Origin of the sequence: Dyella agri, from assembly GCF_044904705.1 — a bacterium.
Taxonomy (GTDB): domain Bacteria; phylum Pseudomonadota; class Gammaproteobacteria; order Xanthomonadales; family Rhodanobacteraceae; genus Rhodanobacter_A; species Rhodanobacter_A agri.
On sequence record NZ_JADIKL010000012.1, the window covers coordinates 1 to 19,186 of the forward strand.

The 19,186-nt window shown below is 61.0% G+C and carries 15 protein-coding genes; 6 read left to right on the forward strand and 9 right to left on the reverse strand.

What is annotated here, in order from left to right; genetic code table 11:
* Positions 1 to 108: 108 nt before the first annotated feature.
* Positions 109 to 1,251 carry a CaiB/BaiF CoA transferase family protein gene (locus ISP14_RS16475; protein WP_404541909.1) on the forward strand — a complete coding sequence of 381 codons (1,143 nt, stop codon included), beginning with the start codon at positions 109 to 111 and terminating at the stop codon, positions 1,249 to 1,251.
* 124 nt (positions 1,252 to 1,375) lie between these two features.
* Here the strand turns inward: ISP14_RS16475 and ISP14_RS16480 are convergent, their stop codons facing one another.
* The 9 genes from ISP14_RS16480 to cyoA form a co-directional block, all read right to left on the reverse strand.
* Entirely contained in the window at positions 1,376 to 1,807 is a 432-nt protein-coding gene (locus tag ISP14_RS16480; protein WP_404542090.1) for an organic hydroperoxide resistance protein, read from the reverse strand.
* A gap of 139 nt (positions 1,808 to 1,946) precedes the next feature.
* A complete protein-coding gene (locus tag ISP14_RS16485; protein WP_404541911.1) occupies positions 1,947 to 5,036 on the reverse strand; it encodes a sensor histidine kinase in 3,090 nt (1,029 codons plus the stop codon).
* 115 nt (positions 5,037 to 5,151) lie between these two features.
* Entirely contained in the window at positions 5,152 to 5,982 is an 831-nt protein-coding gene (locus ISP14_RS16490) for a sensor histidine kinase (protein ID WP_404541913.1), read from the reverse strand.
* 338 nt (positions 5,983 to 6,320) lie between these two features.
* A complete protein-coding gene (locus ISP14_RS16495) occupies positions 6,321 to 7,559 on the reverse strand; it encodes a PucR family transcriptional regulator (protein WP_404541916.1) in 1,239 nt (412 codons plus the stop codon).
* Positions 7,560 to 7,725: 166 nt separating this feature from the next.
* The gene (locus tag ISP14_RS16500; protein WP_404542092.1) at positions 7,726 to 8,184 is read right to left on the reverse strand and encodes a hypothetical protein; all 459 of its coding nucleotides are present in this window, start codon (positions 8,182 to 8,184) and stop codon (positions 7,726 to 7,728) included.
* Positions 8,185 to 8,244: 60 nt separating this feature from the next.
* The gene (gene cyoD, locus ISP14_RS16505) at positions 8,245 to 8,634 is read right to left on the reverse strand and encodes a cytochrome o ubiquinol oxidase subunit IV (RefSeq protein WP_404541919.1); all 390 of its coding nucleotides are present in this window, start codon (positions 8,632 to 8,634) and stop codon (positions 8,245 to 8,247) included.
* Positions 8,631 to 9,245, reverse strand: a complete 615-nt coding sequence (locus tag ISP14_RS16510) for a cytochrome (ubi)quinol oxidase subunit III (RefSeq protein ID WP_404541921.1) — start codon at positions 9,243 to 9,245, stop codon at positions 8,631 to 8,633. Before ISP14_RS16510 ends, cyoD begins: the two co-directional genes overlap by 4 nt.
* Before the next feature lie 18 nt (positions 9,246 to 9,263).
* On the reverse strand, positions 9,264 to 11,222 hold the full coding sequence (gene cyoB / locus ISP14_RS16515) for a cytochrome o ubiquinol oxidase subunit I (RefSeq protein WP_404541924.1): 1,959 nt from the start codon (positions 11,220 to 11,222) through the stop codon (positions 9,264 to 9,266).
* Positions 11,223 to 11,224: 2 nt separating this feature from the next.
* A complete protein-coding gene (gene cyoA / locus ISP14_RS16520; RefSeq protein ID WP_404541926.1) occupies positions 11,225 to 12,145 on the reverse strand; it encodes a ubiquinol oxidase subunit II in 921 nt (306 codons plus the stop codon).
* A 568-nt stretch (positions 12,146 to 12,713) separates the two neighbouring features.
* Here cyoA and poxB point away from each other — a divergent pair.
* The 5 genes from poxB (at position 12,714) to ISP14_RS16545 (ending at position 19,162) form a co-directional block, all read left to right on the forward strand.
* Positions 12,714 to 14,435: a ubiquinone-dependent pyruvate dehydrogenase gene (poxB, locus tag ISP14_RS16525; protein WP_404541928.1), complete on the forward strand. Its 1,722-nt coding sequence runs from the start codon at positions 12,714 to 12,716 to the stop codon at positions 14,433 to 14,435.
* 63 nt (positions 14,436 to 14,498) lie between these two features.
* The gene (locus tag ISP14_RS16530) at positions 14,499 to 14,789 is read left to right on the forward strand and encodes a YtcA family lipoprotein (protein ID WP_404541931.1); all 291 of its coding nucleotides are present in this window, start codon (positions 14,499 to 14,501) and stop codon (positions 14,787 to 14,789) included.
* A 14-nt stretch (positions 14,790 to 14,803) separates the two neighbouring features.
* Positions 14,804 to 15,817 (forward strand): HlyD family efflux transporter periplasmic adaptor subunit, encoded by a 1,014-nt coding sequence (locus ISP14_RS16535; RefSeq protein ID WP_404541934.1) that lies wholly within the window; start codon positions 14,804 to 14,806, stop codon positions 15,815 to 15,817.
* A complete protein-coding gene (locus tag ISP14_RS16540) occupies positions 15,814 to 17,754 on the forward strand; it encodes an FUSC family protein (protein WP_404541937.1) in 1,941 nt (646 codons plus the stop codon). The genes ISP14_RS16535 and ISP14_RS16540 overlap by 4 nt, the downstream gene beginning before the upstream one ends.
* A complete protein-coding gene (locus ISP14_RS16545; protein WP_404541939.1) occupies positions 17,735 to 19,162 on the forward strand; it encodes a TolC family protein in 1,428 nt (475 codons plus the stop codon). The genes ISP14_RS16540 and ISP14_RS16545 overlap by 20 nt, the downstream gene beginning before the upstream one ends.
* The last annotated feature ends 24 nt before the right edge of the window (positions 19,163 to 19,186 follow it).

A 19,186-nucleotide genomic window follows, 5' to 3' on the forward strand; every position in this document is an offset into this window, starting at 1 on the left:
AGCATCGGCGACCCACTGGCTATGGACATACAACCACGAGCGTCCGAACATGGCTCTCGGCGGCATCACACCCATGCAGAAATTGGCCTTGCCCGCTTAGCTCCACTTTTGGCGAGCGCTAAAAGCGGGGGGATTACCGAGCCGCCGAACGGTGAACTGTGGCGACACGCGCATAACGCACCGCCGCAACCGGTCGCCGAGGATGCTTACCCGTGGCACCTGAACAATCGCAACAAGCGGGGTATCGCACTTGATCTGAAGTCGTCGAGCGCCCGGCAGGTTCTCGAAAAGCTCGTCAAATGGGCCGATGTGCTCATCGTCAACACACCGCACCCTGCCCGTGCGCGGCTCAAGCTTGAATATGCAGATGTTGTTCCATGGAATCCACGCCTGATCTACGCGGACGTCACGGGTTTCGGCGAAAAGGGGCCCGATGCCGATCTACCTGGCTTTGACATCACGTCGTACTGGGCTCGCAGTGGGTTGTTGTCGATGACGCGCGATGCCGGCGCACCGCCTACCTGGCCGGTGGCTGGCAGCGGTGACCATGCGACTGCTGTTGGGCTCTATTCGGCGATTGTCACTGCCCTGTATCGTCGCGAGCGAACGGGAGAGGGTGCGCATGTCACGACCTCCCTGCTCGCGGAAGGTGTCTGGTCCGCAAGCGTTTCGATACAGGCTGCGCTATGCGACGCAAAATTCTTTGGTCTGCATGATCGAAAAAATCCCGCGAATGCGGCGATGAACGTCTATCGCGCCGCTGACGACACGTGGTTCGTTCTTGTCGTCACGTCCGACAAGTTGGAGGCCGTGGCGATAGCGATCGGCCGTCCGGATCTCCTGACCGATCCGAGATTCTCCGATCCGGCGAAGCTGATGGCGAATATGCCGCAGCTCGCTCTCATCCTGGATGGCGTTTTCAGCGCGCGACCGATGGAGCATTGGTACAAGGTATTCAACGGTGTTCACGTGACGTTTGGTGCGGTGCGTGGCCCGCAAGAAGTCATCAACGACCCACAGCTACTGGCCAATGGCATCATCGTTCCGCTCGAAGGCGCCGGTGGCAAATTGACGTCCACCATCAGTAGCCCGATTCAGGTACATGGCGTTGCCAAGGTCTCAGCCAAGCGAGCTCCGAAGATTGGAGAGCACAACGAGGAGATCCTTCATCAGCTAGGTTTTAGTGCGACCGAGATCGATGGGTTACGTGCAAACGGTGCCATTCCGAAAGCAAAGGAGCATGCGGTCTAGCATAGCGAAGTACTGCGGCGGGGCCCCCTGTCGCCTTGCTTGCGGCGCACGCCTTGGCGCGCCACGTCGTGAAGTAAAACGACGCCTTTCGGTGCCCCGTTGTCGCCCCAGCGCCGATGTGCGATCAGACCAGGCTGATCTGCACGTCGACGTTGCCACGCGTGGCATGCGAGTACGGGCAGATATCGCGATGCGCGGTATCGACCAGATCCTGTGCCACGGCACGATCGATGCCCGGCAGGCTCACTTCAAGCTTCACCGCGATGGCAAAGCCGATCGGTTCGCGCGGTCCGATACCGACATGTGCGGTCACCGAAGCATCCTTTAGCGTGACCTTCTTCTCACGCGCCACATGGCGCACCGCACTTTCGAAGCAGGCCGCATAGCCGGCGGCGAACAGCTGTTCCGGATTGCTGCCGTGGCCGCCCTGACCGCCCAACTCCTTCGGCACCTTCAGGTCGACATCCAGCACGTCGTCACTGCTGTGGACACGACCTTCGCGACCACCCTTGGCCGTGGCGGTGGCGGTGTAAAGAACCTTGCTTGGATTGCTCATGGTCGTGGTCTCGTTCGTCGGTGGAAAAGTATCTGTCATCACGAAACAAAGCGCGATGCAATCGCCGACTCCATCGAGGCAAGTATGGTATCCGATACGATTCCGTTCTTGGATAAAGCTGACTGCGAAGGATGAAAAGTCACTTTCCGCAACGGTGCAGCTGATCGTCTTCATTATCCCCAAAATGCCAGCGCCCCCTTATGGATGCGTGGGTTGCCTGGATCGCTTGCCATGGCAAGACCAGCTCGACCGTGGTACCTCGTGGATTGGCGTGCCGGATGGTCAGTTGGCCACCGAGTTTCGCCGCACGCTCGCGCATGCCGGCGATCCCCCAATGCCCTTCTCTTTGTTTGTCATGGATTTGCTGTTCGGTGAAGCCAATACCGTTATCCGCGACATCTACGGCAAGAGCGTTATCCGAGTAATTGACGGACACCACAACACATTCAGCCTCGGCATGTTTGAAAGCATTGATGACGCTTTCTCGCACGATGGCAATCATTTCGCCGCAGTGCATGGCGCAAAGCGGCCGTGCCTCGCCCTCAACCCGCACTGAGTAGTGTGTGCCTGAATGTGTCGCTACATCGCTGCCAATGGACTTCAGATTTTCTATCAGATCCGCATGATCAGACTGCGCCAGTCGAAGCGCGCTGATGGCATCCCGTCCCTCGATCAGGGCCCCACGCATTTTCTCCTCGATCTTGGTAATTCGCAGCCGCTGCGTATCCGATAGATCACGGCTGTTGGAAAGCATCTCGACCTGCAGGAGGATGCCCTGCATGACTTGAAGCAGGGTGTCGTGCAGATCGCGCGCGATGCGTTCACGTTCAGCGAGGCGCTCTATCCAAAGTAGCCGATAGCGTCGCTCGATAAACCGCAGGCGCAGCATATAGATCAGCCATAGAGCAAGCACGACGATGAATGCGATGAGTGCCTTGAACCAAGTCGTCTGGTAGAAGGCTGGCCTGATCGTGAAATGCAATGTGGCAGGTCGCGGGCTGGCGACACCATCTTCGTTGAGTGCAACGACCTCGAAGTGGTAGCTTCCGGGCTGCATATTGGTATAGAAGGCCTCGCGCCGCCCCCCGTCGTCCTGCCAATCTTCCTCCACTTCCTTGAGCCGATACCGGAAATGTACCCGCTCCGGCATGGACAGCGCAGCCGCTGTATAGGCGATGTGGATGCTGTGTGTGCCCGGCGGCAACGACGGCACGGAAGATACGGGCCAGCTGGAATTGGCCGATGCCAGCGTGCTGATCGTAACGTCCGGTGCAATCATATTGCGCCGGATATGAGCCGGATCGATCCAGGAAAGATTCTGCTTGGTCGCGACCCAGATGCGTCCATCCGTGCTTTCGATCATCGTGGGTCCCGGGCGAATGGATTGCGGAACGCCGTTGATGCCGTCCGTCTGGGTGAAAAGCTCGTAACCTGGCGTGTAACCGGGCTGTTTGAGCCACGCTGCGATTTCACCTGCGCTTATACGATAGACACCATCGGGCCCACTGAGCCATAACTCGCCAGCCCGCGTTTCAACGATCCCTGATACGCCGCTAAAGTTGTTGTCGCCTTTGCCAATCAAATTCCTGAATGCGCCTGATGGCGACAAGTACGCGACACCATTGTCACCGGTGGCCCAGGCGTGCGTACCGCGTACATACAGGCTGAGTACATTGCCGACATCCAGGCCATTGCCGCTGTTGTAGAGCGTGATGTGGTCATGGTCGACGACAGCAATACGGTTGCCAGGATAAGTCAACCAGATGCGTCCGGATTCATCACCTATAACGCGAATCGCCGGCCCATCCGGCAAAGCCTTCAGGCCACCGTTGAGGGTCCAGGTGCCGTTTGACAGCCTGAAGACACCCACTTTGGCAATGGACATCCAAACGTCGCCTGCTGCATCTTCCGCAATACCCTGGCAAGCCTGTAGAGCTTGACCACCATGGTCATCAACCAGAGTGCCGGGCGGCGGCGGAACGTGTTTGACGTGCAAGCCGTCGTACGCTTCTACATCCATTCTCCCCGGCATCCAGACAACGCCGTGACTGTCCACCGTCGAACAGTCTGCGCCTAGTCCGAAGCCGGCAATACGGACAGGATCCTGATCGCCCTTGAGGTACAAGCCATATTCCCGAAGGCTGCCTACCCATAGGCCGCCATGGGCATCGGCAGCGATAGTGAGGTTGCTCATCTCGCTTGGGAAGTGAACTGGCGTAAATTTCCCGACTGAAAAGCGATCGACACCGCCTTCCGTCGCAACCCAGACGTTTGATTCGCGGTCCATGAAATAGAAGAGCGCGAATTGACCTGTCAATCCGTCGCGTCGATCGAAGTGTTCTTCGGAGGAAGGCGAACCATTTGCATCACTCCAACGCACTCGAGTGATGCCTTCCTGATCTTCACGCGTGAACCATAGTGCACCCGACGGATCGCGCAAGCTTGCCCAGTAGGGATAGCTTTTTTTCAAAGCCACGCCAGCGGGAAGTCCGATCAGTTCGCGCTTGGCCTGCAAAAAATCGACAGGCCGCCATTGATTGCTGTGATCGTCGAGTACGTAAGCGGTGTCGGTATCGAAGAGATGGATCTCTCCGTTGACTTCTCCCAGTGCTTGCGGCCGATGGCCGGGATAGCCCTGGCTGGGGCCGGCCGTTTCCCAATGACCATCCTTTTGCCAGGCAACACCACGTGTCGTTGCAACCCAGAGCACCCCATTCCTGGCCCTTGCAAAACCTATGACGCTTCCACCAGGTAGAGCGGAGGCAGGGACATTCGATACCTTCCCATCATGCAGCAGACTCATTCCGCCAAATGTGTAGCCTATCCACAAGTCGCCATTGGATTCTGCATAAAGGGAAAAGATGCTCGTGCTCGGCAACAGGCGGGTCACACTCTTGTCAAAGCGCACCCCATCAAATCGGTACAAGCCATTCTGCGTTGCGATCCATAGAAAACCGTCCGGTGTCTGGGCGATCCACGTCGCACCTGATGGGGCGCCCTCCCGAGATGGATAGGCGTGGTGCTGAAGCTGGCTCAGCCGCAATCGGTAAGGTGTCTGCGAAGAGAGCGGAGCAACGGAGTGCGGCGGTTCGGCAGGCCATGCCACCGGTGGGAAGCAGAGGGTAACCAGCAGCAAGCATACGAAGGACGCGGGCACGCAGCTGCCTCGGCCGACGACAAATCGCCTGGCCCATAGAAGGGCTATCTTGCCGATGGCATTGATGCCCATGGAGCGACACAGTTGGATGCGTTGGTAGCTATTAAGCACTACGACGGTCAACGGTCGCAAGCCGTGTGACGCCCTTGAACAATTACACTGCAAATTGCACAAAGCTGCTCGAGCATCAAGCGGCTTGCCGCGCTTTCATCGTGCTCCATCGATGCCCTTTCCCGGACGTAATCAGGGCGCGGGGCTTTCTGAGGGCAACACACCTCAGGATGACGAGGTTGACCACGGTTCCCTTGGAAGGTTGACTCGTGAATGTCAGCCTTCCCTGTAGTTTCTCGGCGCGCTCGCGCATGCCGGCAATTCCCCAATGCCCTTCTTTCTGGCGCAATTCGAGGTATCGCTCGCCGACACCGTTGCCGTTGTCCTGAATCGAAATCTTCAGCCCGCGTTTTGCGTATCTGATGACGACGAGGATGGTCTTTGCCCGAGAATGCTCGAACGCATTGCGCAAGCCCTCGCGAACGATGGCCAACACCTCCACGCGCACGTTCAACGGAAGGTTCCAGGGTTCGCCCTTGATCTTCAGCGTGAAATCGATCTTCGAATCGGAGGCTTCACGCTCGCCCATTTCCAGGATGGCCGCCATCCAGTCCGTTTCCTCGTCGTCGGGCAAGCGGAGCGCGTTGATCGCGTTGCGTCCGTCCATGACGACATGACGAAGCTTCCGCTCGATCTTCGCTGCGCGCTCGCGCTCTCCTTCCGGGAGTTCCGACGAAAGCACTTCGAACTCAAGCAGGATGCCCTGGAGACCCTGTAGCAGCGTGTCGTGCAATTCTCGCGCCATGCGCTTGCGTTCGGCACGCCTCTCGTCTTCCAGGGAACGGTTTCCCGGCTCGGTGTATCCCGGCCGCAACTTGTGCAAGTTCCAAAACGCGAAGACCAGCGCCGTCCCGACACTCAGCGACTTCACCCAGCCCGGGTGCGAGATGGAGAACTCGTTTCGCACAAATATCACCTCGTCAGCCGACGCGTTTGCGTTCGGCTACCTGTTTATCAGCAGGTCTCCTTCATATGAATTGGATGATTCCTGATCTTTTTTGTGAAAACACACAACGCCAACCGACGCGGGCATCGGCGCCGCGCACTCATCGCTGGGCTGGCCAGGCCATTTTCAGGCACCTACGCGCGTCTGCGACCATGAGTGCCGAGGCATTCGGGAAGCCCTGATCAGCGTCGAACTTCAGTCATGGACTCCGTGCGCCCAGAGCGTAGGTCCGAAGGGTCGAAGTCGAAGGGTCATCACGGCTGCAGGCGCAGCAGACCACGCTTCCTGACTGATTGCTCTCACAAGCTGTCCTTGCGCAGCCTTGTCGCCACGTACAGCTTCGCAAGCCACGCTGGGTCTTCCAGGCTCCCGCCCGCGATCTCCTGGATGCGCTCGAGCCGGTAGCTCAACGTATTGGGATGGATCCCCAAGACCGACGCGGTCTGCTTGTGCTTCTGGAACTGTTCCAGGTAGCACTCCAGGGTTCTCAACAGATCCGGCTCGTGCGACAGACGCTCGACCAGGGACTCCAGATAGCGCAGCACGTTGTCCGACCGTCGCGCGCCTTCGTTCAATGCGATGTCCGAATACCGGTAGACGCCATCGCCGCCGCCATGGCGCTCGCCGATCTCCAGCGCCTTGACCGCTTCTTCCACGGAACCGGACCAGCCGGATGGCCCCTGGCCCATCATCCCTACGCCCATCTGTTTGAACTCGGGAACGTTGGCGATCAACCGCGCGGCCAACTCCCCCATTCTCCGGTCGCTGGCCAGCACGGAATCACCCCGGATACATGGCATCCAGACGATCAACCGCCCGCGATACATCGCCCTGACGAGGTCCGCCGCATTGACCTTCGCCATGCGCGCCACGACCAGCATCATCCTGTCCAGCTCCGTCTCCACGCGGGACGGTAAGGTGTCCGGCACATCGAGGTTGAGCGCAAACGCCACCCGGGCGATCGTCGGATCGATGCCGATGGTTTCCGACACCCGGTTGAACTCGTCCACGTCCCCGGTGGCGCCAAAGACCAGGTTGCATAGTTCGTATCTCAGCGCATCTTTCCATCTCGACTGCTCGTATTGCTCCTCCATGTAGGCCGTTGCGATCGCCTGGGCCATTTCGTCGAAGTGGTCGAGGAGATAAGGCGACACGGTGGAAAGAAGCTCGTCCTTGACGTCATGGTGCTCTGACGAAAATTCCAGATAGATGGCCCATAGTTCCTTTGAACCCACCCGATAGGCCCGAAGTAGCGACGCCAACTCGATGCCTTGATGGACGCGCCTTCGACCCACATTCCGAAATGTCTCCATGTCGTGGTCGGAAGGATATTCCCCCGTCAACAAGGTCTTGCACCAAAGCACGGCCGAGAACCGGATCGACTCCAGGAAGTCGCCTTTGGTACTCGATGGAAGCCCGGCGTAGGTTGGGTCACTTTGCGTGATGGCCCGATAAGACCTTTCGATGATCACCGTCGGATCGCGCGCATAGGCGGCCGTCACTTCGCGAAGCTTTCCCGTTACTTGTGGAACTTTCATGGCTGCACCGACGCAAAGACAAGTGGAGGGAGTTCCAGGATCATGGCCGGATGCAAAGCGTCCGCGACGACGCGGACGGGCCACACGCCTGCAGTCTAGACCTTCGCTCGATGCCCATTGAAACAAGGGGCGCCATGCGGCGCCCCTCATCCTTCAAACCAAAAAATCACCGCCTGGTGATCGAAACGGCGCCTACGGAAAGCCCCAGGTCAATGCCTTCGCCACTTCCATGCAGCGCCAGCGAGGTGGTGCCCTTGGTGAGCAGCTGAGCCTCGCCGCTCTTCATCACGCCCGCATCCGCGCCGACCTGCGCGTAATGGCCAAAGACATCGTCGATCGTGCGCACATGGGTGATCTCACCCTTTCCGTTGTCGATACGGTACCTGCCGGCAGTGAGGCCACCGCCATTCAGCGTGATCTTCACCTTGGCGTGCTGACCGTTGCTGCACGTCACCGCACCGGTGCCCGATGCGTGCTTGTAGATCACCGACCAACCCGACAAGCTGAAGCTCAGCTTGCAAGTCACACTGGCGTCGGCCGCCTGTACGCGGGAAGCCGGAAACATGACCAGGGCGCCGATGCAGCCAAGGGCCAGGGCCGCCACGTTGAACATACGCATCATCATCTCCTTGAATCCCAGGGGAAACCCAAGGCCGGTTGGCAGCTGCTGTGCCCACCCGGCCATTCAACGCTGCATTTGCATGACCTGGCTCATGGGAACCATGTTGTGGTTGAGGTGGGCCATGATCCACATGGATCCGATGACCACGATCGCGATGATCAGCATCGTCGCCGCGAACGCCATGACGTTGGTCTTCTGCACGGGAGCGGTGTTGATGTGCAGGAAGAAGATCAGGTGGACCAGCATCTGGGCGATCGCCAAAACGGCCAGCCCCGCCTCGATGCTGAAGGGAGCCATGTTGGTGCTGGGCGCCATGACGAACGCGGCAATGGTGAGCAGCATCGCCGCGATGTAACCGACGACGTAACCACCAAAGCTCCCATGGGTACGCTGATTTTCCAGTCCCGGGGTATGCGATTCCCCGCGCCGTGGGTCGTGCTGCTGTGCCGTCATAAATTGCCTCCGACCAGGTAGACAAACGTAAAGACGCCGATCCAGACCACGTCGAGGACGTGCCAGAAAAGGCTGAAGCACAGGAAGCGACGCAGCATCGCCGGGGTGAACCCGCGTCCAAGGAATTGGACAAGGAGGATGCCGAGCCACAGGAGTCCGCAGGTCACATGCAGGCCGTGCGTGCCGACGAGGGTAAAGAACGAGGACAGGAAAGCGCTGCGATCCGGACCGTGGCCTCGCGCTATGAAATCGGCAAATTCATGGACCTCGAGCGTCAGGAACACGATGCCGAGCACGGCCGTGGCCAGAAATCCGGCAAGCGCGACGAACTTGTTTCGCCGGTCGCACGCCAGCATCGCGATGCCGCAGGTGAAACTGCTGGTGAGCAGGCAAGCCGTCTCGATGAATGCGTTGTGCGCGCTGAAAAGCATGTGCCCATCGGGCCCACCGTCCGTCGCCGTCCTCAGCACGGCAAACGCCGCGAACAATGCGGAAAAGAGAATGCCGTCGCTCAAGAGATAGACGTAGAAGCCCCAACCGGTGATGTGTTGCCTGGAGCGCTGATATTCTCCTTCCGACGGCATGTCCAATGACGCAACAGTGCTTGACATAAGTCTGTCCTTTACTGATCAGGCAAGATGAGGAGGCATGCGTTCGAGCCGGGCGACTTCGGCGGCCGACAGCTTGAACTCGTCGTGTTCGTCCCACGACTTCCACGCGATCAGTGCGACGAATGCGATGAGTGCCACGACGCCCATCCACCAGATGTGCCAGATCATGCCGAACCCGCCGACCACGGCAAAGAAACTCATGAAGAATCCCAGCCCCGAGTTCTTCGGTATCTCGATAGGCTCGAAAGGCTCGGTCGAGGCAGGCATGGCCTCCTGCTTCGCCTCCCAGTAGGCGTCGAGGCCGCCCACTTCCGGTACCCGCGCAAAGTTGTAGGCCGGCGGCGGCGAAGTCGTTGACCACTCCAGGGTGCGTCCGTCCCACGGGTCCGCACCTGCGCGCAACGCCTCGCGGTGCGTGATGCTCCATACCAGTTGGGTGATCTGGAGAAGAATGCCGATCAGGATCACCACGGCCCCGCACTCGGCGACGAGCAGGTAAGGCAGCCATGCCGGATCGTCGTAATGGTTCATGCGGCGCGTCATGCCCATGAAGCCGAGGGCGTAGAGCGGCATGAAGGCAAGATAAAAGCCAAAGAACCAGCACCAGAACGCTGCTTTGCCCAGGCCCTCGTGGAGTCGAAACCCGAAGGCCTTCGGGAACCAGTACGTGAAGCCCGCGAAGCAGCCGAAGACCACGCCGCCGATGATCACGTTATGGAAATGCGCGATCAGGAACAGGCTGTTGTGCAGGATGAAGTCGGCGGGCGGAACGGCCAGCAGCACACCGGTCATGCCGCCGATGGTGAAGGTCACCATGAATCCGATGGTCCACAACACCGGCGACGTGAAGCGGACACGGCCGCCATACATCGTGAACAGCCAATTGAAGATCTTCACGCCCGTGGGTATCGCGATCACCATCGTGGTGATGCCGAAGAATCCGTTGACATCGGCCCCGGAGCCCATGGTGAAGAAGTGGTGCAGCCAGGTCGTGAACGCCATCAGCGCAATCGCCATCGTCGCTATCACCATGGACCGATAGCCGAACAGGGGCTTGCGCGAGAACGTGGCGATGACTTCGGAATAGACGCCGAATGCCGGAAGAACCAGGATGTAGACCTCCGGGTGGCCCCACATCCAGATGAGATTGATGTACATCATAGGGCTGCCTCCACCATCGTTGGTGAAGAAGTGCATCCCCAGATACCGGTCCAGCAGCAGCATCGCGAACGTTGCCGTCAGTACGGGGAAAGCCGCGATGATCAGCATGTTCGCCGAGAGCGCCGTCCACGTGAATACCGGCATCCTGGACAGCGTCATGCCGGGTGCCCGCAGCTTCAATATCGTGGTGACGAGGTTCACGCCGGACAGCAGCGTGCCGACGCCTGCAATCTGCAGCGACCACAAGTAGTAATCGACGCCGACACCGGGGCTGAATGGAAGCTCCGACAGCGGCGGATAGGCCAGCCAACCGGTACGGGCGAACTCGCCTACCCCCAATGAGATGTTGATGAGCAGCGCGCCTGCGGCGGTCAGCCAGAAACTGACCGAGTTGAGTACCGGAAAGGCGACGTCCCGCGCGCCGATCTGCAACGGCACGACGAAGTTCATCAGGCCCACCACGAAGGGCATGGCCATGAAGAAGATCATGATCGTGCCGTGCGCCGAAAAGACCTGGTCGTAGTGTTCGGGCGGCAGAAAGCCGTGGGCATTGCCGCTGGCCAACGCCTGCTGCGAACGCATCATGATCGCGTCGCTGAATCCGCGCAGCAGCATCACCGCTGCCAGCAAGGTGTACATGATGCCGATGCGCTTGTGGTCGACGGTCGTGATCCATTCGGTCCACAACCATGTCCATTTGCGCTTCCAGGTGATCAGGGCAAGGATCGCCAGGATGCCGACGATGAGCACCGAACAGGTGACCATGACGATGGGCTGGTCGAAGGGGATCGCGCTTAGCGTGAGCTTTCCAAACATGATCATGGCTCCGATCGAACGGATGTGAGCGCGGCGCCGGCGGCGCTGGCGGAGACGGTGGACGCCGATCCCGGACGTTGCGTGCCATGTTCAATGGCGTGGTCGAACAGGCCATCGGAAACCGGGAAGTAGTAAGCGACCTCACCGGTTTTGTGATCTGCCGCCAAGCGGTCATAGACCGCTGCATCCAGCGGTGTGGCCGCCGACTTCGTGCGCGCTATCCAGGCCGCGAAACCCGCCGCGTCGGTCGCAAGTACCTGGAAATGCATGTCCGAGAATCCGCCGCCGCTGAACTGCGCCGAGATGCCGCGGTAGTTGCCCGCCTCGTCTGCCTGCAGATGCAACTGCGTCTGCATGCCGGGCATGGCGTATACCTGCCCACCCAATGAGGGGATGAAGAACGAATTCATCACGGTCGCCGACGTCAGCTGGAAAGAGACCGGCGTATCGACCGGTATCGCCAGCTCGTTGACGCTGGCCACGCCCTGCTCCGGATAGATGAACAGCCAGCGCCAGTCCAGCGCCACGACCTGGACCACGAGCGGCTTGCGCTTGGACGCCAGCGGCCGATACGGGTCGAGCTTGTGCGAACCGACCCACGCCAGGCTTCCCAGGAAGAGGATCACCAGCAGCGGGATCATCCATATCGAAAACTCGATGGCTCCGGAGTATGCCCATCGCGGTCGATATTTCGCCCGCGTGTTGGAGGCGCGAAACCACCACGCAAACCACAGCGTGAGAATGATGACGGGTGTAATCACCATCAGCATCGGGATGAGCGCTTCCAGCAGAAGTTGCTTCTCCTGTGCCCCGACAGGTCCCTTGGGGAGGAGAACGCCCTCGCTACAGGCGCTCAACGACGTGCAGGCCATCACCGTTGTCAAACGAGCCAGAGACGACAGCACCGTGTTTCCAAGCTTCATGATGGGTCTCCGCGATCGGCGGCCGATAGGTGAACGTCGTTTCGTCCATGCATGACATGGAGATGCGACGACGTTAGGTCGGGGGCACGAAGCGGTATTGGACGAAACTGTCTCGCAAGGAACAGACGAGACCTTCCATCGCCGTCACTGCGAATCGAGCCCAAGGGTTCATGACTCAAAAGTGTTGGCGCACTTCCGCGCCATTCCCTGGCTGAAGAAGCCGCATGGGTTTCGTACATATCCGATCAATCGCGTACAAGCCCGCTGCGAGGCATCGGCGCTAACGTCCCTGACGCCGAAAGCACGGTTCTCCAGGAAACGACAGTGAAAGTTGGCCTCTTCGTGCCCAGTTGCGTTGTCCGATCACTGGCCGTCATCCAGTGCCCTCGCCCTCTCTTCTGACGGGACGGCATGACCGCCGGCCTCGATCACCTTGTGCGCCGTCTTTCGCTTCGCGGCAGATCCACGGATCCAGTCGATTCGGACCCCGCCTGCTGATGGATTTGTCCGGTTCGTCTGATCGGCACCAAGTCGTGCGCAGGCATTCATTGCAAGGGAGACCGTTACCATGGCCATGACTTCTGCCGACTACATCGCCCGCGTTCTCGAGCGGGCAGGCATCAAGCACGTTTATGGCGTCGTCGGTGATTCGCTCAACGGCCTGACCGACGCCTTCCGGCGCCTGGGCACCATCGAATGGCTGCACACGCGCCACGAGGAAGGTGCGGCGTTCGCCGCCGGCGCCGAAGCGCATTTGACCGGTGAGCTGGTGGTCTGCGCCGGCAGTTGTGGACCGGGCAATCTCCATTTGATCAACGGTCTTTTCGATTGCCAGCGCAGCGGCGTCCCCGTGCTTGCCATCGCGGCGCATATCCCGAGCACCGAAATCGGCATCGACTACTTCCAGGCCACGCATCCGGAATCGCTGTTCAAGGAGTGCAGCCACTATGTGGAACTGGTGTCGAATCCGGGCCAGCTTCCGCAGATCCTGGGGCGCGCGATCCGCGCTGCCGTCGCTCGACGCGGTGTGGCCGTTGTCGTCATCCCCGGCGACATCGCACTCAAGGAAGCCGTGGCCGAGCCGCCGCACTGGGTGATACCGACCAAGCCCATCGTTCACCCTGCCCTGAAGGACCTCAAGCGACTGGCCACTCTGCTGAAGGACGCGACGCGCGTCACCCTGTTCTGTGGTGCGGGCTGCGCCGGAGCACATGACGAAGTGATCGAACTTGCCCGGCGCCTGAAGGCGCCGATCGTTCATACGCTGCGCGGCAAGGAATTCATTGAATACGACAATCCCTACGATGTCGGCATGACCGGACTCGTCGGCTTCTCGTCCGGCTACGCCGCCATGAAGGGCTGCGACACATTGCTGTTGCTGGGTACGGATTTCCCTTATCGCCAGTTCTTCCCCGAGCACGCGAAGATCGCGCAGATCGACATGCGCCCGGAAGCCCTGGGCAATCGCTGCCCGCTGGATCTTGGCCTGATCGGTGACGTGCGGGAAACGCTCCAGAGCCTGCTTCCCTCGATACCCGAGAAAGTCGACTCCAGCCATCTGGATGCAGCGCTTGCCCACTACAAGAAGGCGCGCGAAGGCCTGGACAAACTGGCCGAGCCCAGGGAGGGCAGCAAGCTGATCCATCCGCAGTACGTGACCCGACTCGTCAGCGAGCTGGCCACGGAAGACGCGATCTTCACCTGCGATGTCGGCACGCCGATTCTCTGGACGGCACGGTATCTCAAGGTCAACGGCAAGCGCCGCATCGTCGGCTCGTTCAACCACGGCTCCATGGCGAACGCGATGCTTCACGCCATCGGCGCGCAGGTCGCCTTCCCGCAACGCCAGGTGATCTCGCTGTCGGGCGACGGCGGCTTCTCGATGATGATGGGCGACTTCCTCTCGCTCGTGCAGTTGAAGCTCCCGGTCAAGATCATCCTCCTCAACAACGGGACCCTGGGCTTCGTGGAGATGGAGATGAAGGCGAACGGCTTCGTCGACACCGGTTGCGACCTGGTCAACCCCAACTTCGCTGACATGGCCAACGCCATTGGCGTCAGGGGCATCCGTGTGGAGGATCCGAAAGACTTGCGCGCGGCGCTCGTTGAAGCGTTCAAACACGAGGGTCCCGCGCTCGTGGATGTGGTGAGCGCGCGCCAGGAATTGGCGATGCCGCCCAAGACGACGTTCGACGAAGCCCACAAATTCGGTCTCTTCATGATCAAGGCGGTTCTCGACGGCCGCGGTGGCGAGCTGATCGATCTGGCGAAAGTGAACCTCCTTCGCTGACGCGGCGCATCGCGTCACGCACTGCATCAAAGGGACAGGACCATGGCGAAATCACGTCGACACTTGAAGTTCCCGCTTTCGTTCCTGCACGCGCGGGCGTGGCTACGTACTGCGCTGACCCTGGTGCCGCTCGCCGCCTTGGCGGCGTGCAGCGCGTCGCCCTCCCGGAACATCCTGGGGTCTTATTTCCCGACCTGGATGATTTGCGCGTTGCTCGGACTGGTCGGTGCCGTGGTCCTGCGTGTCGTCCTCGGCAAGGCCGGCATCGACGAGGCGCTTCCGCTTCCGGCAGTCGTCTACCTGTGCGCCTGGATCGCCGTGACGCTGGCGATCTGGCTGTTGTGGCTGGGATGAGGGAGACACCGCGCATGTCCGAAAAGACCACCCTGGGTCGAATCATCGCGGTCATTGCGATCGCCAGTGCCGTGGTGATGCTGATCGCGGCAATGATCGTCCAGGATCGGCGCCCGCGCACGCATGACGCCTACGTCTTTGCCTACAGCGCAGGCATCACGCCGGAGGTCAGTGGGCGCATCGTCGAGTCCCACATCCGGAACGACCAGCTCGTCCACAAGGGTGACGTCCTGCTCCGGATCGACCCCGAACCGTTCGAGATGAAGCTCGACCAGGCGAAAGCGCAGGTCGCCGCCCTGCAGGCCGAGATAGACCTGACCAGCCGCCAGGTGGTGGCGCAGGGTTCGGGTGCGCAAGCGGCCGCGCATGAGGCGGATCGCGCCCGCCAGCAACTGGCGTTGGCGCACGACACCGTTGCACGCATGGCGCCGCTGTTGACCAATGGCTTCGTGACCGCCCAGCAAATGGACGAAGCGCGTACGAACGAGCGGACCGCCAACACGCAACTGGCGGTGGCGATCCAGCAAGCCGCGCAAGCCAGGGAAGCCATTGGTGACGTGGAAAGCCTCAAGGCGCAACTGCTCGGCGCGCAGGCGACCCAGGCCCTGGCCGCGCGCGACGTCCGTGAGACGGTCATCCGGGCACCGGTCGACGGCCGGATCGCCGGCTTCAATCTGTCGATCGGTTCGTTCGCCGTCGAGGGGCATCCGCTTTTCACGCTGATCGACGACCACCATTGGTATGCCATCGCCAATTTCCGGGAGACCGACTTGCGCCATCTGCAGGCGGGCGATCGCGCCACGGTCTGGGTGATGGGGCACGACGAGCATCCGCTGCACGGAGTGGTCGAAAGCATTGGCCCGGGCGTACAGCCGCAGGGACAGGCCGGCCCCGGACTGCCCGAGGTTGACCGGAACCTCAACTGGGTCGTCGTTGCACAGCGCTTCCCGGTGTGGGTGCGCCTGGATCATGTCGATGCGAGCTTCCTGCGCATCGGCGCCACCGCCTCGGTCAAGGTGGTGAAATGACTTCCGTCAGCGACAGCACTTCCCCGGAAGGGCTCCCTGCGCTGCTGCGTCACGAGCTCCGACTCGATGCCTTGCGGATTCGTTCCATCACGCGTATCGCCACGGGAACGGCCATCGCGGTGACGGTCGCCATGGTTTTTCAAATGCCACTGCCGGCCTATGTGGCCTACATCATCTTCCTGCTCAGCCAGGAAGACACCGCGTCAACGCTTATCAGCTCGATCGGCGGACTGGTTGCCGCCACGCTCGCGGTCGCGCTCTCGCTCCTGTTCTACGTTTTCGACGCGTCGGAACCCGCGCTGCGGATTCCGTTGCTGGCGCTGAGCACGTTCCTGGGTTCCTACCTCTCACGCACGAGCACGCTGGGTCCCATCGCCTTTCTCGCCGGCTTCGTCCTGGTGCTGTCGCAAACCATCGTCGATGACATGCCGAACACCGAAGCACTCACGCATGTCGTACTGTGGCTTTGGGTCGTGGTGGCCACACCCGTCTTCACGGTCATTGTGCTCAACCTCTTGACCGGTGAAAGCCCCGTTTCGCTGGCCCGCCAGCGTGCCGCGGCATTGATGGACGCCGTCGCCGACTACATCGAACGGCCACTTTCCCAGGATCCTTCGCTGCTGCGCGAAAAGCTCGTGGCGCTCAACCAGCTGCGAGGCAAGGCGTACATCTGGGATAAAAAGCTCAGGGCCTTCGCGGAAACCGATCAGCGGCTGCTCGGGCTTCTGCTGGAAATACTGCAGATCACCCGTGGTTTGCCGGCGCAACTTCCGGAAACCTCCCGACATGCGCTTGCCTTGGGTGTCCGCCAAAGCCGGGCGCTCTTTCTCAAGCGCCGCGAAATCGACGCCACGACCGCCCCGACGGTTCAAGACGGCATGGAAGCGGAATCCGACCACCACCCCGCCTGTGCAGCCCTTCGTCTGGCGCTGAGGGATTTGCACAGGGTAGCCGGCGGGCACACCCGGGCGGACACTCCCCATGCGCAGGCGAGCGCAGCCCGCCGATTCCTTGTGCCGGATGCCTTCCACAATCCGGCCTACGCACGCTACGCACTCAAGGTGACGTTTGCCGTTCTGGCCTCCTACGCCACTTACTCGCTGCTGGATTGGCCGGGCATCAGCACCGCCATCACGACGTGCTTCTTCGTTTCGCTGGCCACCTTCGGCGAGAGTGCGCACAAGCTGACGCTGCGAATTTCGGGTGCCATCCTGGGAGGCGTTCTCGGCGGCCTGTGCCTGGTCTTCGTCATTCCTGCGCTGACGGATATCGGCCAGCTGTGCCTGCTCGTCGCCGGCGTTTCCGTACTTTGTGCCTGGGTTTCCACCGGCAGCGAGAATATTTCATACGCCGGCATGCAAATGGCGTTCGCATTTTTCCTGGGGGTGTTGCAGGGCTACGCGCCGGCCAGCGACCTGACGGTGCTCAGGGATCGCGTCGTCGGCATCGTGGTCGGCAACCTCTGGATCAGTGTCTTTTTCACGAGTCTCTGGCCGGTCAGTGCGCTTCAGCAGGCACGTGACTTTTGGTCGTCGTCGCTTGAGAAGCTGAGTGCATTCCTTGTCGCTCCCACGGCACAAGCCGCCGCGGACCTGCAGTTCGAGATCAACACGAAAGCCCAGCAGGCAGCCCTGCTGAAGTCGCGCTCGCTGTTCGAAGGGCGATGGATCGCGAGCCGTCGATCGGCCGATACCGCCGACCTGCAGGAAGCTGCCATGGAACGCTTGACCCATGCGACGTTCATCCTCCGGCGCCTGCAGCCAGCGGCCTCGTCCTCCGCCACCGCTGACATCTCCACGTCGCAACGCCTGCTCGCACTTTCCAAAGGAGAAGTTCCCGATCCGCTTTCTCCTCACGTGCGGAACCCGGCATCACTTGCCAGTCGTGCGCGCCTGCGCCTGAACGAAGAGATCGACCATGCATCGCGCCTGCTGTAAATCGCCGCGCCTTGCCGGCTGCGGCATCGCGATCGCGCTTTGGGGCCAACTCACGCCCACGTTCGCGAGCGATGCCGCCGTTTCCTGGGTCTCGGCAAAAACAACCGCGGCCGCACCGGCAGCAGCGAATGCGCCCACGGTCGAGAACCGGACCTATACGTTGCCGGAGCTGCTGAAGCTGGCGTTGTCGATCAACCCGCAAACGCGGGAAATCGAGGAACAGGCGTACCAGGCGAACCTGGCGACGCGCCTGGTCAAGAGCCAGTACGCGCCGCAGGTCAGCGTCAAGGCGCTGGGCGGCATCCAGCGCACGCCGTTGGCCATGCCGCCCACGGTTTCGCCGAAGGGCTACTTCGTTTCGTCGACGCGCGAGGTCTTTCCGACCCTCGACGTGAAGTGGCTGCTGTTCGACTTCGGCCGGCGCAAGGGCGAAGTCGAAGCGGCCCGACACAATGCCGATGCCGCGCAGTCGGCGGTCACGGGCGCGCAGGAAAAGCTGGTCTACGATGTTTCGGCGGCCTACTTCGAGACCGTCTCGGCGCAAGGGCGCATTCGCGCCGCGCAGAAGGCTCTTGAAGCCGCCGGACTGGTCGAAGAGGCCGTGCTCGACCAACACCATCATGGGCGTGCCACGGTGGTCCAGGTGGCCGAGGCCCAGCGTCAGACGGCGGCCATGCGCCTGGCGCTCACCAAGGCTTCCGGCGCCGCCGAGACTGCGTTTGCAGGCCTGGTCGCGACGGTCGGCTTGCCACCCGAGAGCCACTTCGAAGTCGCCGCGCCGACGGACGTCGCATCGCCGACCTCCCTGAAACCACTGAACGCGCTGATCGATGAAGCGCTGGAGTCGCGACCGGACATCCTCGCGGCTAGGGACAAAATCGCCGCTTCCGAAGCCAAGATCGACACGGCGAAGGCTGCCTACCGTCCCACGATCAGTCTCGATGCGCAGGTGTTCCAGAACATCGGCGAAATCAGCAACGACGGCAGCCCCTATTCGTCGATCAACCGCACCGGCAATGCCGTGTTCGTCTCGTTCGAATGGGCGCTCTTCGATGGCGGTGCGCGCGCGACCAAGGTGTCACTCGCCCTTTCGGAGAAATCCGCTGCCGAAGATTCCCTGGCGTCCGCCAGGAACAGTGCTTCACAGCAAGTCGTACAGGCCTACGACAACCTCAAGACGAGCCTCGACAACCGCCTGCAAGCGCTTGCCTACACCAGGGCCTCCGACGTCGCCTACCAGGCGACCCTGGATTCCTATCGACGCGGACTCAGCAGCATCACCGACCTGACGAATAACGAGGCGATTCTCGCGCAAGCGCAAGCCGACCAGGAAGACGCCGATGCCGACGTGCAAATTGCCAGGGCCGCGCTTGACCTGGCACTCGGCCGTCAACCTGCATCGCCTTGACGTCCCCTTCCCTCTTCCCTCTTC

Bases quoted from the DNA above. Each gene is read 5' to 3' on its own strand.
- ISP14_RS16480 (WP_404542090.1), bottom strand. From the start codon at position 1,807: ATGAGCAATCCAAGCAAGGTTCTTTACACCGCCACCGCCACGGCCAAG.
- ISP14_RS16485 (WP_404541911.1), bottom strand. From the start codon at position 5,036: ATGGGCATCAATGCCATCGGCAAGATAGCCCTTCTATGGGCCAGGCGA.
- ISP14_RS16495 (WP_404541916.1), bottom strand. From the start codon at position 7,559: ATGAAAGTTCCACAAGTAACGGGAAAGCTTCGCGAAGTGACGGCCGCC.
- ISP14_RS16500 (WP_404542092.1), bottom strand. From the start codon at position 8,184: ATGATGATGCGTATGTTCAACGTGGCGGCCCTGGCCCTTGGCTGCATC.
- cyoD (WP_404541919.1), bottom strand. From the start codon at position 8,634: ATGACGGCACAGCAGCACGACCCACGGCGCGGGGAATCGCATACCCCG.
- ISP14_RS16510 (WP_404541921.1), bottom strand. From the start codon at position 9,245: ATGTCAAGCACTGTTGCGTCATTGGACATGCCGTCGGAAGGAGAATAT.
- cyoB (WP_404541924.1), bottom strand. From the start codon at position 11,222: ATGTTTGGAAAGCTCACGCTAAGCGCGATCCCCTTCGACCAGCCCATC.
- cyoA (WP_404541926.1), bottom strand. From the start codon at position 12,145: ATGAAGCTTGGAAACACGGTGCTGTCGTCTCTGGCTCGTTTGACAACG.
- poxB (WP_404541928.1), top strand. From the start codon at position 12,714: ATGGCCATGACTTCTGCCGACTACATCGCCCGCGTTCTCGAGCGGGCA.
- ISP14_RS16535 (WP_404541934.1), top strand. From the start codon at position 14,804: ATGTCCGAAAAGACCACCCTGGGTCGAATCATCGCGGTCATTGCGATC.
- ISP14_RS16540 (WP_404541937.1), top strand. From the start codon at position 15,814: ATGACTTCCGTCAGCGACAGCACTTCCCCGGAAGGGCTCCCTGCGCTG.
- ISP14_RS16545 (WP_404541939.1), top strand. From the start codon at position 17,735: ATGCATCGCGCCTGCTGTAAATCGCCGCGCCTTGCCGGCTGCGGCATC.